The organism is Pseudomonas sp. R5-89-07, from assembly GCF_003851685.1.
Taxonomy (GTDB): domain Bacteria; phylum Pseudomonadota; class Gammaproteobacteria; order Pseudomonadales; family Pseudomonadaceae; genus Aquipseudomonas.
In genome coordinates this window covers 4,545,166-4,561,634 of record NZ_CP027727.1, presented here as the reverse complement: position 1 = coordinate 4,561,634, position 16,469 = coordinate 4,545,166, and the positions used below count along the sequence as shown (strand labels likewise).

9 protein-coding genes are annotated in these 16,469 nt (G+C 61.3%); 7 read left to right on the top strand and 2 right to left on the bottom strand.

Annotated elements, in window-relative coordinates; translation table 11 throughout:
• Nucleotides 1-9: 9 nt before the first annotated feature.
• On the bottom strand, nt 10-7,689 hold the full coding sequence (locus C4J94_RS20780; protein ID WP_124387848.1) for a dermonecrotic toxin domain-containing protein: 7,680 nt from the start codon (nt 7,687-7,689) through the stop codon (nt 10-12).
• 304 nt (nt 7,690-7,993) lie between these two features.
• Here C4J94_RS20780 and C4J94_RS20775 point away from each other — a divergent pair, with 304 nt between their 5' ends.
• From C4J94_RS20775 to astE, 7 genes are all read left to right on the top strand, one after another.
• Nucleotides 7,994-9,214 carry an aspartate aminotransferase family protein gene (locus C4J94_RS20775; protein ID WP_124387847.1) on the top strand — a complete coding sequence of 407 codons (1,221 nt, stop codon included), beginning with the start codon at nt 7,994-7,996 and terminating at the stop codon, nt 9,212-9,214.
• A gap of 194 nt (nt 9,215-9,408) precedes the next feature.
• Complete coding sequence (gene aruF, locus C4J94_RS20770) at nt 9,409-10,428, top strand: arginine/ornithine succinyltransferase subunit alpha (protein WP_003175655.1); 1,020 nt, start codon at nt 9,409-9,411, stop codon at nt 10,426-10,428.
• Between the two features lie 60 nt (nt 10,429-10,488).
• Entirely contained in the window at nt 10,489-11,514 is a 1,026-nt protein-coding gene (gene astA, locus C4J94_RS20765) for an arginine N-succinyltransferase (RefSeq protein WP_124387846.1), read from the top strand.
• Nucleotides 11,511-12,980 carry a succinylglutamate-semialdehyde dehydrogenase gene (astD, locus tag C4J94_RS20760; RefSeq protein ID WP_164485621.1) on the top strand — a complete coding sequence of 490 codons (1,470 nt, stop codon included), beginning with the start codon at nt 11,511-11,513 and terminating at the stop codon, nt 12,978-12,980. The genes astA and astD overlap by 4 nt, the downstream gene beginning before the upstream one ends.
• Nucleotides 12,981-13,135: 155 nt before the next feature.
• Nucleotides 13,136-14,482, top strand: a complete 1,347-nt coding sequence (astB, locus tag C4J94_RS20755) for an N-succinylarginine dihydrolase (RefSeq protein ID WP_124387844.1) — start codon at nt 13,136-13,138, stop codon at nt 14,480-14,482.
• Nucleotides 14,483-14,508: 26 nt separating this feature from the next.
• Entirely contained in the window at nt 14,509-14,796 is a 288-nt protein-coding gene (locus C4J94_RS20750) for a hypothetical protein (RefSeq protein ID WP_003175651.1), read from the top strand.
• A gap of 11 nt (nt 14,797-14,807) precedes the next feature.
• Entirely contained in the window at nt 14,808-15,812 is a 1,005-nt protein-coding gene (astE, locus tag C4J94_RS20745) for a succinylglutamate desuccinylase (RefSeq protein ID WP_124387843.1), read from the top strand.
• 113 nt (nt 15,813-15,925) lie between these two features.
• Here astE and C4J94_RS20740 read toward each other — a convergent pair whose 3' ends face one another.
• Complete coding sequence (locus C4J94_RS20740) at nt 15,926-16,435, bottom strand: 6,7-dimethyl-8-ribityllumazine synthase (RefSeq protein WP_057723717.1); 510 nt, start codon at nt 16,433-16,435, stop codon at nt 15,926-15,928.
• Between the last annotated feature and the right edge of the window lie 34 nt (nt 16,436-16,469).

The window sequence follows — 16,469 nt, the reverse complement described above, 5'->3', positions numbered from 1 at the left end:
CTGCGCACTTCAATCCTCGACAGGCAGCGGCGTACCCCCCGGCGCTGCAGCAACTTCCCGCACGCTCAGCGTGTTGCCCGTGGCATGGTAGTACGCTCGGATGGTGTCCAGGCTTTGCGCCGAGAACGGATTGTCGCTCAGGTTGTAATAGGCGCCGACTTCGCTCGGTACTTGCATCAGCGCTTCCGGCATCTCGGTGATCTGGTTGTCGGCCAGGGAGACGCTGTGTAACTGGTGGTTATCGAGTACACCCTCCGGAATGTGCGTAATGGCGGTTCCTGTCAGGTTCAGACTTTCAAGACGTTTCAGGTTGCTCAGGTCCGGGGTGATGCCCAACGTGTTATTTCGCAGGTTCAGTATGGTGAGCTGCGTCATCTCGCCGAGTTTGGCTACGCTATCGGTTGTCAGGCGGATCCTGCATTCCGGCAGGTTCAGCTCGTTGAGCCGGCTCATTCGGGAAATCGCCTGCGGCAGCTCGCCCAAGTCGTACCGTTGAATCGTCAGGCTGTCCAGGTTGGGGAACGCCTCCAGGAAGCGTCCAAGCCTGGGAGCGGTCGCGCTATTGTTGATAAGAATCAGGCTAAGTACCGACTCCAACTTTTGCCCTAGCGTCGGCAGCTCTCCCATCAATGGCAGGTGCCACGCAAGTTCGAAGTCGGCGGCATCCGAGCCTTCGTGAGGCCGCTTGCGCCATGCCGTCAGCAGCTCTTCTTTGAACCGGTCGCGCCGTGTTTCCTGCACAGTCCGTTCTGCTGCCTCCAAAGGCTGCCCGGTAAGCGGATCGTCAGGGATTGCGTTTACCCATTGGATGAGTTCTCGAGTCAACTCGCTGAGTTCTGCTTCCTCACGGGTCAGTGCAATTCGGCTTTCGGCCGTTGTTCCCGGCAGGTTGTAGAAATAGGTGCTGGCGGCCACGTCGTCCAGGTTGGGATGAAGTGACTGTACCCTGGCAAGGTCATGCGGTTCCGGTAGTACGCTGAAGTTTGCTCCTGTTGTTCGATAGTAGGTTCTGATCCGGTCACGCGTCCGGGCGCTCAGCGGGTTATTCGCAAAGACGAAGTCGTTGGCGGCCTCTGCGGGCAGTTCGAACAGCGCGTCGGGCAGCTCGCTGATTTGGTTGTCGGTAAACAGCGCAGCTTCAAGCATGTTTGGGCGCGCCAGGTTGGCGGGAACATCGGTGATGCCGGTATCGGAAAGGTCGAGATGGATGAGACGCGGCAGGTGTTGGATATCGGGGGTGCGTCCCAGCGGATTGCGGTTCAGGTCCAGGCTTAGCAGGTTGCGCAGCGAGACAAGGATGCTGTGGCCTTCGGCGTCCAGCACAACGCCACAATTATTAAGCGTTAAGTGTTCAAGGTCGGGCATTTCGGTGAGCGCCTGGGGCAGCCGATCCAGTGCCACGTTATGTATCTCAAGGTTGACCAAGCCGGTAAAACGCGTGAGGAATTGATCGGTTACCCGCATGTGACGGTTACCACGGAAAACCAGTGTCAACAGGAAGCTGAAGTCTGCGCTCAACGTGGGCATCTCGCCGACATGCGGTAGGTTCAGTAACATCCCGCTGGGCCTGGCGAGCGGATTATCGCTGTCCCTGCTGCGCCAGAAGTGTTCCAGGTTGTCGCGCAACACGCGCCTGGCATTCAGTTGCTCGATTCTCTCATTGGCGCTGAACGGTTGGCCGGTGACCGGATGCTGTTCAGGCAGAGCGGTAACCCATTGTTCCAACTCATCGCGCAGTTGCTGCAGCTCGGCCTCCCAGCGTGTGAGTTGTGCTTGCCCCTCCAGCAGCGTGCCGGGAAGCTGATACAGCAGCGTGTTGGCATATGGCTCGGTGAGCGAGGGAAACAGGTGGATGGCGCGCTGAATATCGGCCTGTGGGATCGGCACGCCAAGGTTCTGCTGGGTACGCGCAAACAAGGCTTTTACTTTCTCGCGGCTGGCTAATGAAAGCGGATTGTTGGCGAAGTTGAACCCACTCAGGTCTCGATCCACCGGATTGAACAGGCTGTCCGGCAGTTCGCTGATCTGGTTGTGATTGAGCTGGGCGATGACAAGGCCTTGGTGTTCGGCGAGGCTGTCGGGTATCGCAGAGATACCCGTGTTCGACAATGTCAGGCGCTTCAGCGCTGGCAAGGCGCCAATATCAGGCGCGATCCCCAATGGGTTGTCGTTCAGGCTCAGCATTTCGAGCCGAGGCAGTGCTGGGAAGTTGGGTTGGCCGGAGGATGTCAGGGTAATTGCGCACAGGTTCAGGTGCAGGCTTTCCAGTGAAGGCAGGCGGGCAACCGCCGATGGAATCCGGCCGAGCAGGGTGTTTTGTATGCCCAGATGCTGCAAGCCGGTAAAGGTGTCGAGAAAGGCCGAGACTGAGCCAAGCGCGGGATTGCCTTGCAGTGCCAGTGTGGAAATATGGCTGAAATCTGCCGGTAGCGTGGGCAGGTCGCCGATGAAGGGCGCGGAGGTTAGCAGGGATGTTGCTCTGTGCCTGGGCGTATCTGGCGCTCGCGCACGCCATAATGCGATCAATTGATCGGCGAAGGTGTTTCTGGCCGTGGACTCCCCCAGTCTTTGTGTAATGCTCAAGCGTGCCCCGGTGGCCGGATGGTGTTCAGGAATATCGGCTCTCCAGGTCGTGAGCGTCTCGCTCAGCAGCTGGAACTCGGCTTTCCAGTGCTTGAGCTGGCTGCGGCTTTGCTCCAGGGAGCCGGGTAAGGCGTAGAAGATGTCACTGGCTTCTTCCCTGGCCAGGCTGGGGAACAAGGCCTGGGTGGCCTCGACGTCCGCTGGGGCCGCGGCCACCCCGAAGTCTTGGCCAGTATCGCGGGAGTACGTCTTGATCCGCTCCAGGGTACCGAGCGTCAATGGATTGTTGGAGAAACTGTAGCCTTGGCTTTTTTGCGCAGGCAACCCGAACAACGCGTCAGGCAGGCTGGTGATCTGGTTGCCGCTGACGATGAACGTCTCAAGGCGTGGATGGTTTGCCAGGCCGGCGGGTGCCTGGGACAGGTTGGCGTTGGAAAGATCCAGATAGTTCAAGCGTGGCAGGGCAGCAATGTCGGGGGCGGTGCCCAGAGGATTGTTGGGCAGCGCGAGTGACTGGAGGTTACGCAGGTATGCCAGGCGACGCTGCAGCGGCGTGGTCATCGTCACGCCGCATCGGTCCAGGGTGAGCGTAGTCAGTTGCGGCAAATGGCTCAGGGTCTGGGGCAGTTGGTCCAGGGTGAAACTGTCCAGGTGCAGGCTGCGCAAATGCGGAAAGCGTTCGAAGAACGACGGGGTCGCACGCACCGCGCGGCTGCCCGCCAATGTCAGGCTGGCGACATGATCAAAGGTGGTCGCAAACGCCGGTAGGTCTCCCATGAATTTTGGATGGGCCACAAAACTGTCCGCCCATGCAAACGGCGGCCTTGTCGCACGAGTGCGCCAGAGGTTCTCCAACTGTGTGGAAAATGCATCCCGCGCCGCCAGTTCCTCCAGTTGTTCGGCCGCTGTATAGGCCTCGCCGTTCACGGGATTGAGCGCCGGAACCTGCCTGGCCCAGTGCGACAGTTGGGAGGTCAGCTGGAGTATTTCGCCTTCCCATTGCGTCATTTGAATTCGTCCCTGGAGCAATGTGCTGGGCAATTCATAGATCAGCCAGCTTGCCTGGAGTTGATCGAGAGCCGGAAACAGTGTGCGCACGCGGGTGATATCGCCTGGCTCTGGCAGCACGCCAAAGTGGTGCTTGCTCGCGGCGTAGTAAGTTTTGATGCGCTCGCGGGCGGCGTGGGTGAGGGGGTTTTGCGCAAAATCCAGGGTGTTCGCGATGCGCGAGTCAAGCGCAAACACGGCATCCGGCAACGCGGTGAACTGGTTGTTGCCGAGGTTGACGGTACGCAGGCGCGCAAGGCGCAGCAGCCCGGTGGGCAGTACCGAAATGCCGGTGTTTTCCAGTTGCAGGTGGGAGAGCGCACGCATGGACTCGACATTGGGTACCAGTCCCAGCGGATTGCCCCGCAGGTCCAGGGTGGTCAGCAGCGTCATTGAAGACAGTGCCGTCTGGCTGGACGGCGTGAGCGTCAGCGCGCAATTGCGCAGTCTCAGTTGCCGCAACCGTGGCATCGTCGCAATGGCTTGCGGCAGTGTCTGAAGGGGAAAGTTGCGCAGGTCAAGGCGCAGCAGTTGGCCAAACGATTGCAGGAAACGTTCGATGCCTCGGCTACTTTGGTTGCCGTTGAGTTCCAGGGCGGACACATGGCTGAAGTCGGCGCTGAGTTCGGGAAGGTCGCCGACTATCGGCTCGGCAAAGCTCAGCGTGGCAAGGTGAGTGCTGCTGGGTTCGCGACGCCAGCACGCGTCTACTCGTTGGGCGAACAGGGCGCGGTTGTGTCGTGCGGCCTGATAGTCGGCAGGTGCCAGTGCAAGGCCGCTGCCGGGGTCGTTGACTGGGGTGGTGGTGATCCAGTGGGTCAGGTCGTCGCGCAGCTGTGCATATTCGCCGCGCAGCCGTGCCAGTCCCGCGAGAGGCCCATCGGGATGGTTTTGCAAGCGTTGGACGAACCTGTCTATTTGCTCGTTGGAGGCGCCTGGGTAAATCTCCCGGATGTGTTGTTCCAGTGTGCGAGGCGCCTGTTGCGCAAGGGGGCGGTAGCCGTCCAAGCCCAGCAGGCGCAAGGTATCAACGGCCGGCGGCTTGATCGGCTCGGGGGCGATGGCCACCCGCAGATCATCTCGCGGCAGCGGGTTGTCCCGGATCGCCTGCTTGAGTCTGGCGCCCTCGCCAATATGAATGCCCACTGCCTGGCGCCCGGAGTCTGGCAAAGCCTGTAGCACGCTGGTGTAGAAATCGGTGGGTGCGGACAGCTCCAGGCCTTCGTCGTCATAGGGCTGGTAGGTGCCGTCCGCTTTTCGAACCAGCACCTTTTTCATTGTCGCGTCGGCAGGCCCGCTGCTGTCGAGCAATGTTGCGTCAAAGGCCAGGTCGTGGATTTCCAGGCGCAGGTCCTTTGGCCAGCCCGAGAGGCGCGCCAGGCTGTGCAAGGCCAGCGTGTCCGTTTCGGTATTGCGCACCGAGTCCAGTTCCAGCCCTTCGTAGGCGCGACTGACGCGCAGTTCCTGGCCCGCGAAGGCAGCCAACTGCTGTTGGGCTTGCGGCCAGCGGCCCTGGCCGAGTTCCAGCCACTGCTCGCCGGTGGCGGTGGTGAGCAACTCGCGGGTGAGGCTGCTGGGCAGTTGCGGCGCATGCTTGGCAATTTGCTGTTGCAAAGGGTCTTCGATCTTTTCCAGCGCCCGGTAGTGCTCCTCGAACAGCTCGATCCGGTGTCTTTCGGCCAGTCGCGCCAGTTTCGCGCGCAGCAGACGGGTGCGCACGTTCAGGGTCTGGGTGACGGCGAACTCTTCACCCAGCAGGGCTTTGATGTCGCTTTCGCTGAGGGCCTGCAACAACGTCTTGAGCACGTCGCCGTCAACCAGGCGATGGCGCTTGATGACTGTGGCGAGGCGCGAGGCATCGTCGCTGGACTGCCAAAGTATCTCGCCACGCTCATTGACCCATTGCAGCCGACGGTTGCGTGGCCACAGGCGATCGCGCTGCAGCAGTTGCAGTTGCAACAGCGGGTCAGCCTTCAGGTATTGCCTGGGCTGAGGGTGGGAGAGCTGATCGATGCAACGCTGCAGGTCTTGGTCGATCTGGAAGCGGGTAATGCTGTCGGCCAGCAAAGGCGGTATCGATTCATGGTTCACATGCATCTTGCGCACGGCGTCCGCCGAGGAGCCGCTGATGCTCAGAACCTTATCGCGCTCGGCCATCGAGAACCCCTCGACGCGGTGGCCGAGCCGCAGCAATACGGTGTGGGTGTCCCACGCCAGGGGTTGTTCAAGCTCCGTGTGCCAGGCGCCATCGCCGTTATGAAATACCGTGGGTTGGTAAGCATCCGGCCGGGTCGGATGCTCGATCTGATAGCGCCCCGGCAATGGCGATGGGCTGACTGAATAATGCGCCTGGTCGATGGGCAGCAAGGTTTTGCCGTTGTGTTCCAGCAGGCCCAACGGGCTTGGGCGGATACCGCTTTTGGGCGGCGGTTGTCTGTAGCGCTCCAGTTCAGGTTTCCAGTACAGGGTTTTACCGTTGCGCAATTTGACGGGCTTGAAGCGGTCGAGGAACGCCAGCACCTTGGCGGGCAGCACTTTGGGCAGTTCGCCCAAGGCAATTGCGCTGCCCGCCCCGAAAGCACCCATTTGGATCAGCGCCTTCACCGCACCCCAGAGGTTTTCGGCAGCTTCGGTGGTCTGCCCTTCTGCCCATTCGATGACACCTTCGAACAATTCGTTGAGCATCTGATAGGTCATGTAAGCCATCAGCACTTCGCCCAGAAAAGGGATGAATGGCGCCACCACGAATACGGCGGTTTCAAAAATAGATGAGACGACTTTGACGAACGAGTCCCAGATCGCCCACCGCTCGTTGCGATCGACTGTGGCGGTAGGGACGGCGATGACGCTGGCATCGTTGAGAATCCGATTGAGCTTGCGGGTATAGAGGTGTGGCCATAGATCACCGGTGATCGGTGTCATGTAGAACTGCAGGTTTGGCTGGTCGATGGGCGTATCGCGCCAGCTGGGCAAAGCGCTGCCTTTTTCGGCCTTATGCCAGGTCACCCTGGACAAGCGTCGATTCAGGTCAGAGAAAAAATAGCCGCGCTGTTCATGGGCCACGAAGCGGCTGAAGAACCTCTGGTAATCGGCTTTGCGCAACTGGCGTGTCAGCTCCTGCATCATCTCGGCGGTCGAGGCATATTCCTTGATGGGGTGCTCAGGGTCATCCGGCACATAGGCCACAACCCTGACGGTGGTGCTGGCCTGCTCGAGGTCCGGGGCGAACACCAGGATGCCCGGCAGTGATGCCGACATCATCGTAAAGTCGTGGCACAACAATGCCTGGCCGCCCATGCGTATGCCTTGCACCCCGTTGAGCCAGCCGTCGATCAGGCGCCAGTAATCCTCGCTGATATCGCGATTCATTCGCGCCAACTGCAGTGCAACGCGCAGCGCAGCTTCCTGGCTGGCTTTGATTTGCGGCTCCAGGACCTGGGCGACCAGGCGGTTGGTGACGCCGAGGTTGTCGTCCAGATAGGTTTTGTAACGTTGGCCGATATCCAGCTCGCGACACAGCGCAGTGAACGCCGGGATGCCTATGCGGGCGGCGATCAGCGGCAGGGTGTCGAACTGACCTGTCTGGGTGGGCTGGGTGATAAAGGTTGAGTCGGCCTCAAAGGCTGTGTCCTCGGTCTCTCTCGCTTCGAAATTATGCAGCGCCGCATCCAGTAGCGAGACTGTCCAGGCTCTGGCCCCGGTTGTGATCGCAAAGCCAGGTACAGTGACCGGTATGTAGAGGCGCAGGAACGTAGACCTGACGTCCAGGTCCAGGCCGAAGCGCGCTTTCAAGGCTTTCTGCAGGATTGGCTCGGCGAACCCATGGGCATCCTGGAGCTTCTCAAGGCGTTGGTCGATGCTGTTTTGCAGCGTCATATAACCGGCAATCAGCGCTTGCAAACGTTCGTGATGCGGCGCCGTTGCGTTCTTGATGCTGGCGGGCAGGGGGCTTGTGTTGAGTTCCAACGCCTGGCGCCGGGCGGGCGAGGCCTGGCCAAGCCAGTCGGGAAGAGGGTTGGTCAGCGGGGTGTAGTGCTCAGGCGCTTGGGTGAGTGGCATCGGATAGGGCTCTTGGGTAAAGGAAGCCCCAGCAAATCAAAATCCCGAGCGCGGGATGGGGTGCATACATTGCGCAGGTCGGGCGATTGCCATTGATATGTTCGCGAGCCTGCTGCAAATCTTCGCTATGGGTTTAAACTGCGCCATTGCGACGCTATTTGTCGCATTGGCGTAAACCCGCGTAAAACGCGGGTTGGCGCTATAAGAAGTTGTCGCTTGGCGGCAAGGCCGCACTGAAAACTGTCCTTACAATCCCTGCATCGCCCGCCAGTTCCAGGCAGGCGTTCCTCTTCAGGAGACTCCGATGTCCGTTGAGCAAGCCCCGGTGCAACGTGCCGATTTCGACCAGGTGATGGTGCCAAACTATGCACCTGCCGCCTTCATTCCCGTACGTGGCGCGGGTTCGCGCGTGTGGGACCAGGCCGGTCGCGAGCTGATCGACTTTGCCGGCGGCATCGCGGTCAACGTACTGGGCCACGCCCACCCGGCGCTGGTCGGCGCACTGACCGAGCAGGCCAACAAGCTGTGGCATGTCTCCAACGTGTTCACCAATGAGCCGGCGTTGCGCCTGGCACACAAGCTGATCGACGCCACCTTTGCCGAGCGTGTGTTCTTCTGCAACTCCGGCGCCGAAGCCAACGAGGCCGCCTTCAAGCTGGCCCGTCGCGTTGCGTTCGACCGTTTCGGCAGCGAGAAGTACGAAATCATCGCCGCGCTGAACAGCTTCCACGGCCGTACCCTGTTCACCGTGAACGTCGGTGGCCAGTCCAAGTACTCCGACGGTTTCGGGCCTAAAATCACCGGCATCACCCACGTGCCTTACAACGACCTGGCCGCGCTCAAAGCCGCCGTGTCGGGCAAGACCTGCGCCGTGGTGCTGGAGCCGATCCAGGGCGAGGGCGGCGTACTGCCGGCCGAGCTGGCTTACCTGCAAGGTGCCCGCGAGCTGTGCGACGCGAATGACGCGCTGCTGGTGTTCGACGAAGTGCAAACCGGCATGGGCCGCAGCGGCCACCTGTTCGCCTACCAACACTACGGCGTGGTGCCGGACATCCTCACCAGCGCCAAGAGCCTGGGTGGTGGTTTCCCGATTGCCGCGATGCTCACCCGTGAAGACCTGGCCAAGCACCTGGTGGTCGGCACCCACGGCACCACCTACGGCGGCAACCCGCTGGCGTGCGCAGTGGCTGAAGCGGTGATCGACGTGATCAACACCCCCGAGGTGCTGGCCGGCGTGAATGCCAAGCACGACCTGTTCAAGGCGCGCCTGGAGCAGATCGGCAAGCAGTACGGCATCTTCACCCAGGTCCGCGGCATGGGCTTGCTGATCGGTTGCGTGTTGAGCGATGCGTTCAAAGGCAAGGCCAAGGACGTGTTCAACGCCGCCGAGAAAGAAAACCTGATGATCCTGCAGGCCGGCCCCGACGTGGTGCGTTTTGCGCCGAGTCTGGTGGTGGAAGAAGCGGACATCAACGAAGGCCTGGACCGCTTCGAACGTGCGGTAAAAACGCTGACGCAAGCCTGATAGCTATACCCTTTGTCGCCGGACCGAGGGCAAATGTGGGAGGGGGCTTGCCCCCGATTGCGGTGTATCAGCCAGCTTGTCTGTAGCTGACCCACCCCCATCGGGGGCAAGCCCCCTCCCACATTGGGAACTGTGTTGTACCTGGCCTTGCGGTATTTTTTTCTTATGATTTTTTCGAGTTAAGGAGTGACACCATGCTGGTGATGCGCCCCGCGCAAATGGCTGATCTGGGCGAGGTACAGCGTCTGGCTGCGGACAGCCCGATTGGTGTCACCTCCTTGCCGGATGATGTGGAACGCCTGAGCGACAAGATCGCCGCCAGCGAAGCGTCCTTCGCGGCCGAGGTGAGTTTCAACGGCGAAGAAAGCTATTTCTTCGTGCTCGAAGACACCGAGACCGGCAAGCTCGCCGGCTGCTCGGCCATCGTCGCCTCGGCCGGTTACTCCGAACCGTTCTACAGCTTTCGTAACGAGACCTTCGTGCACGCTTCCCGCGAGCTGAAGATCCACAACAAGATCCACGTGCTGTCCCAGTGCCACGACCTCACCGGCAACAGCCTGCTCACCAGCTTTTACGTGGTGCCTGAACTGGTCGGTTCGCCGTGGTCGGAACTCAACTCCCGCGGCCGCCTGCTGTTCGTCGCCAGCCACCCCGAGCGCTTTGCCGATTCAGTGGTCACCGAAATCGTTGGCTACAGCGACGAGAACGGTGATTCGCCATTCTGGGACGCCATCGGCCGCAACTTCTTCGACCTCAACTATGCCGCCGCCGAGCGCCTGTGCGGGCTGAAAAGCCGCACCTTCCTCGCCGAGCTGATGCCGCACTACCCGATCTACGTGCCGCTGCTGCCGGATGAAGCCCAGGAAGCCATGGGCCAGGTGCACCCGCGGGCGCAGATCACCTTCGACATCCTGATGCGCGAAGGCTTCGAGACCGACCACTACATCGACATTTTCGACGGTGGCCCAACCCTGCACGCACGGGTTTCCGGCATTCGTTCGATCGCCCAGAGCCGCGTGGTGCCGGTGAAGATCGGCGAGATGGTCAAGGGTGTCGGCCGCCAGTACCTGGTGAGCAACGCGCAGTTGCAGGATTACCGTGCGGTGATGCTGGAGCTGGACTACGCGCCTGGCAAGCCGGTGACCCTGGACCTGGCGGCAGCCGAAGCGCTGGGCGTCGGCGAAGGCGCGAGCGTGCGTCTCGTTGCAGTTTGAGAGCCGGTATAAAACAGAGTTTCGCGGGTGGCTGCAAAGCGGCCCGTTCGAGGAGATAGCATGATCGTTCGTCCCGTACGCAGCAGCGATTTACCGGCCCTGATTGATCTGGCGCGCAGCACCGGCACCGGCCTCACCACCTTGCCGGCCAACGAAGAGCGCCTGACCCACCGCGTGGGCTGGGCCGAAAAAACCTTTCGCGGCGAAGCCGGGCGCGGTGATGCCGACTACCTGTTCGTGCTGGAAAACGACGAAGGCCGGGTGGTGGGCATCTCGGCCATCGCCGGCGCCGTCGGCCTGCGCGAGCCGTGGTACAACTTTCGGGTCGGCCTGACCGTCAGTGCCTCCCAGGAATTGAACATCTACCGCGAGATCCCGACGCTGTTTTTGGCCAACGACCTCACCGGCAACTCCGAGCTGTGTTCGTTGTTCCTGCACGCCGATTACCGCAACGGCCTGAACGGTCGCATGCTGGCCAAGGCGCGCATGCTGTTTATCGCTGAATTCCCGCAGTTGTTCGGCAACAAGATCATCGCCGAGATGCGCGGCGTGTCCAACGAAGCGGGGCGCTCGCCGTTCTGGGAAAGCCTGGGCCGGCACTTCTTCAAGATGGAATTCAGCCAGGCCGACTACCTCACCGGTGTCGGCAACAAGGCGTTTATCGCCGAGCTGATGCCCAAGTTTCCGCTGTACAGCTGCTTCCTCTCCGAAGATGCGCGCAACGTGATCGGCAAGGTGCATCCGGATACCGAGCCGGCACTGAGCATGCTCAAGAGTGAAGGCTTCAGCTACCAGGGCTACGTGGATATTTTTGACGCGGGCCCGGCGGTGGAGTGTGAAACCAGCAAGATCCGTGCGGTGCGCGACAGCCAGTCGCTGGTGCTGGCCATCGGCACGCCGGGGGACGACGCCACGCCGTTCCTGATCCATAACCGCAAACGCGAAGACTGCCGCATCACCGCCGCACCGGCTCGCCTGGCGGCGGGTACGCTGGTGGTCGATCCTCAGACCGCCAAGCGCCTGCAACTGGTGGTGGGTGATCAAGTGCGTGCCGTACCGCTGTCCGCAGCCCGGGAGTCGAAATAATGAATTCGTTGTATATCGCAGGTAGCTGGCTGGCTGGCCAGGGTGAACTGTTTGAATCGCGTAACCCCGTGACCCAGCAAGTGCTGTGGAGCGGCAACGGTGCGACGGCCGAGCAGGTCGAATCCGCCGTGCAGGCTGCGCGCCAGGCGTTTCCAGGCTGGGCGCGGCGTTCGTTGGAAGAGCGCATCAGCGTGCTCGAAACCTTCGCCAGTACCCTGAAAAGCCGCGCCGATGAGATCGCCCGCTGCATCGGTGAGGAAACCGGCAAGCCGCTGTGGGAATCGGCCACCGAAGTCACCAGCATGGCCAACAAGATCGCGATCTCGGTGCAAAGCTACCGCGAGCGCACCGGCGAGAAGAGCGGCCCCCTGGGCGACGCCACCGCTGTGTTGCGTCACAAGCCCCACGGTGTGGTGGCGGTATTCGGCCCTTACAACTTCCCCGGCCACTTGCCGAACGGGCATATTGTCCCGGCGCTGCTGGCGGGTAACACCGTACTGTTCAAACCGAGCGAGCTCACGCCGAAAGTCGCCGAGCTGACCGTGCAATGCTGGATCGACGCAGGCTTGCCGGCGGGCGTACTGAACCTGCTGCAAGGTGCGCGGGAAACCGGTATCGCGTTGGCGGCCAACCCCGGCATCGACGGTCTGTTCTTCACCGGCTCCAGCCGTACCGGCAACCATCTGCATCAGCAGTTTTCCGGGCGCCCGGACAAGATCCTGGCCCTGGAAATGGGCGGCAACAACCCGTTGGTGGTGGACGAAGTGGCCGACGTGGATGCGGCGGTGTACACCATCATCCAGTCGGCCTTTATTTCCGCCGGCCAGCGCTGCACCTGCGCGCGTCGCCTCTTGGTGCCGGAAGGCGCCTGGGGTGATGCATTGCTGGCGCGTCTGGTGGCGGTCAGTGCAACGATTGAAGTCGGTGCGTTCGACCAGCAGCCGGCGCCGTTCATGGGTTCGGTGATTTCCCTGGCAGCGGCCAAAGCCTTGATGGACGCCCAGGAACTGATGTTGGCCAATGGCGCCGTGGCGCTGCTGGAAATGACCCAACCCCAGGACCAGGCCGCCTTGCTGACACCGGGCATCATCGACGTGACGGCGGTGACCGAGCGCGAGGACGAAGAGCTGTTCGGCCCGTTGTTGCAGGTGATTCGCTACGCTGATTTTGCGGCGGCCATTACCGAGGCCAATAACACCCAGTACGGCTTGGCCGCGGGTTTACTCTCCGATTCCGAGGCGCGTTACCAGCAGTTCTGGCTGGAAAGCCGCGCCGGCATCGTCAATTGGAACAAACAGCTGACCGGCGCCGCCAGTACCGCGCCGTTCGGCGGGGTAGGGGCTTCGGGCAACCACCGCGCCAGTGCCTATTATGCGGCGGATTACTGCGCGTACCCGGTGGCGTCGCTGGAAACACCGAACCTGGCAGTTCCAGCTACGTTAACCCCCGGCATTACACTGACCTAAATGTGGGAGGGGGCTTGCCCCCGATAGCGGTGTGTCAGTCACCTGATTCATCAACTGACAGGCTGCTATCGGGGGCAAGCCCCCTCCCACATCGATTTGTGGTGTGTTCAAGTCATTCGATGCCTATAAAAACAGATGTTCGTGGAGCCTCGCCGATGAAATCCTGTGAAGTCAATTTTGACGGTCTAGTGGGGCCGACCCATAACTACGGCGGTTTGTCCTTTGGCAACGTCGCATCCCAGAGCAACAGCCAGCAACATTCCAACCCCAAGGAAGCGGCGTTGCAGGGCCTGCAGAAAATGAAAGCGCTGATGGACATGGGTTTTGTGCAAGGCGTGCTTGCACCCCAGGAACGTCCCGACGTGGCCGCCTTGCGCTCCCTCGGTTTCAGCGGCACCGACGCTCAAGTCATTCAACAGGCGGCCAAGCAGGCCATGCCGTTGCTGGTGGCGAGCTGCTCGGCGTCGAGCATGTGGGTGGCCAACGCCGCCACCGTCAGCCCCAGCGCCGATACGGCCGATGGCCGCGTGCACTTCACCGCTGCCAACCTCAACTGCAAGTACCACCGCAGCATCGAACACCCGACCACCAGCCGCGTGCTGGGAGCGATGTTCGCCGACCAGCAGCATTTTGCTCATCACGCCGCGTTACCGGCGGTGGCGCAGTTCGGTGATGAAGGCGCGGCGAACCACACGCGTTTTTGCCGTGACTATGGGGAGGCGGGCGTCGAGTTCTTTGTGTTCGGTCGCAGTGCGTTCGATGCCCGTTACCCGGCCCCGCAGAAATACCCGGCGCGCCAGACCCTCGAGGCGTCCCAGGCGGTGGCGCGTCTGCACGGCTTGAAGGATGACGGCGTGGTCTATGCCCAGCAGAACCCGGCGGTGATCGATGCCGGCGTGTTCCACAACGACGTAATCGCGGTGGGTAATGGCGAAGTGCTGTTCTATCATGAGGACGCGTTCCTCAATACCGAACAGATGCTCGCCGAGCTGCAAGGCAAGCTGGGCACGTTGGGCGGCAACTTCCAGTCGGTCTGCGTGCCGCGCGCCCTGGTCAGTGTCGAGGACGCGGTGCGTTCCTACTTGTTCAACAGCCAGTTGCTGACACGCCCTGACGGCTCGATGCTGCTGATCGTGCCGGAGGAGTGCCGCGCCAACGAGCGCGTCTGGCAGTACCTGCAACAGCTGACGGCCAGCGGCGGGTTGATCCGCGAGGTAAAAGTCTTCGACCTCAAGCAAAGTATGCAGAACGGCGGCGGCCCGGCGTGCCTGCGTCTGCGTGTGGCATTGAACGAAACTGAACTGGCGGCGGTGAATCCAGGCGTTATCATGACCGCGCCGCTGTACGAGACCCTGACCGATTGGGTCAACAGGCACTACCGCGAGAGCCTGCGCGAAAGCGACCTGGCTGACCCGCAACTGTTGCTTGAGTGCCGGACGGCACTGGATGAACTGACGCAAATCCTTAAACTGGGCTCGGTTTATCCTTTCCAGATCAATTAACGCCCTACGGCTGAGATATTTTATTTATGACCGACACCCTGAAGCTGATCCTTGAAGACACCGACGGTACCCAGCTGGAAACGTCCTGCACCCGCGTTGCCGTGGTCTGGCAGGGCAAGGAGATCTGGATTCAGCATGACGGCCGCGGCCAGCTGTTGATTGGCGTGGATGTGGAAGAGGGCGACGCCGAGTACGCCAACCTGCTGATGCGCCCATTGGCGACCAACCTGATGAGCCTGCAACTGGAAATGGAACCGGCCGACGTTGAAGGTGACGACGACGATCACGTTCATGGCCCAGGCTGCAACCACTAAGGAAGCTGCTTATGCTCGCCCTCGGCAAACTGCTTGAACTGACCCTCGCCGGTCGCGAACCGGCGCAAAAAATTCAACTGACTGTCGACGGCGTGCAGATGCGCTGGCTCAGTGAAGGCGCGCTTGAGGTGCGTCCTCCTGAAGCTCGGGACAATGGCAGCGACCTGCTGCTGTCGTCCGGCATCCATGGCAACGAAACCGCGCCGATCGAATTGCTCGACCGCCTGCTGCATGGCATCGCCCGTGGGGAGATCAAACCCCGCACCCGTATTCTGTTCCTGTTCGGCAACCCCGAGGCCATGCGTCGCGGCGAGCGTTACCTGGAACTGGACGTCAACCGGCTGTTCAACGGCCGTCATGAAAGCAACATCGGCCCCGAAGCCATGCGCGCCGCCGAGCTTGAACAGTTGGCCCGCAGCTTTTTCAGCCAGCCTGGCCGTTCGCGCCTGCATTACGACCTGCACACGGCCATCCGCGGCTCGAAGATCGAGCAGTTCGCGCTGTACCCCTGGAAAGACGGGCGTCAGCATTCACGCCGTGAGCTGGAGCGCCTGCGCGCCGCCGGGATGGAAGCGGTGCTGTTGCAAAACAAGACGTCGGTCACCTTTACCGCATTTACCTACGAGCAGTTGGAGGCTGAAGCCTTCACTCTGGAACTGGGCAAGGCGCGGCCGTTCGGGCAGAACCAGGGCGTGGATGTGTCGCGTCTGGAAACCCGCCTCAAGCAGATCATCGAAGGCACCGAGCCCCAGACTGATAGCCTCGACGGCATGCAGCTGTTCGCCGTTGCGCGGGAAGTGATCAAGCATAGCGACGCCTTCCTGATGCACCTGCCGGCAGACGTGGAAAACTTTTCCGAGCTGGAAAAAGGCTATCTGCTGGCCGAAGACGTTGCCAAGACCCGCTGGGTGATCGAGGAGGAGGGCGCGCGCATCATCTTCCCCAACCCGAAGGTCAAGAATGGTCTGCGCGCTGGGATATTGATCGTGCCGACCACGGATGCTGGCCTGGCATAGATGCCAATGTGGGAGGGGGCTTGCCCCCGATAGCGGTGTATCAGCCAGCTCATCTGTAGCTGACCCACTGCCATCGGGGGCAAGCCCCCTCCCACATGGGTTTTCAGCGCTGCTTAGACCGCTACCGCACGTGGCTCGCTACGACGGATCGCGCGGACCTTGTGCAGGGTGTCGGCGCAAGTACGTGCCGCTTCCTGGCCTTTGTGCACGAAGTGCTCGTAGAAGAAGGTGGTGTGTTCGCTACCGCCGTGGAAGTGGTGTGGGGTCAGGGACACCGAGAACACCGGCACTTCGGTTTCCAGCTGCACCTGCATCAGGCCGCTGACCACCGATTGCGCGACGAATTCGTGACGGTAGATCCCGCCATCCACCACCAGCGCGGCGGCGACGATACCGGCGTAACGGCCGGTCTTGGCCAGCAACTTGGCGTGCAGGGGCATTTCAAAGGCGCCGCCGACTTCGAAGAAATCGATATCCGATTCCTGATAGCCCTGGGCGATCATTTCGGCGAGGAAGCCTTTGCGCGACTGGTCGACAATATCCTTGTGCCAGCAGGCCTGGATAAACGCGACGCGCTCGCCGTGGTGGTTTTTGCTTTTGCTGTCGATTGCGGTGGGTTGCATGTTCTGACTCCTGTTTAAGAAAAAAACAGGGCGT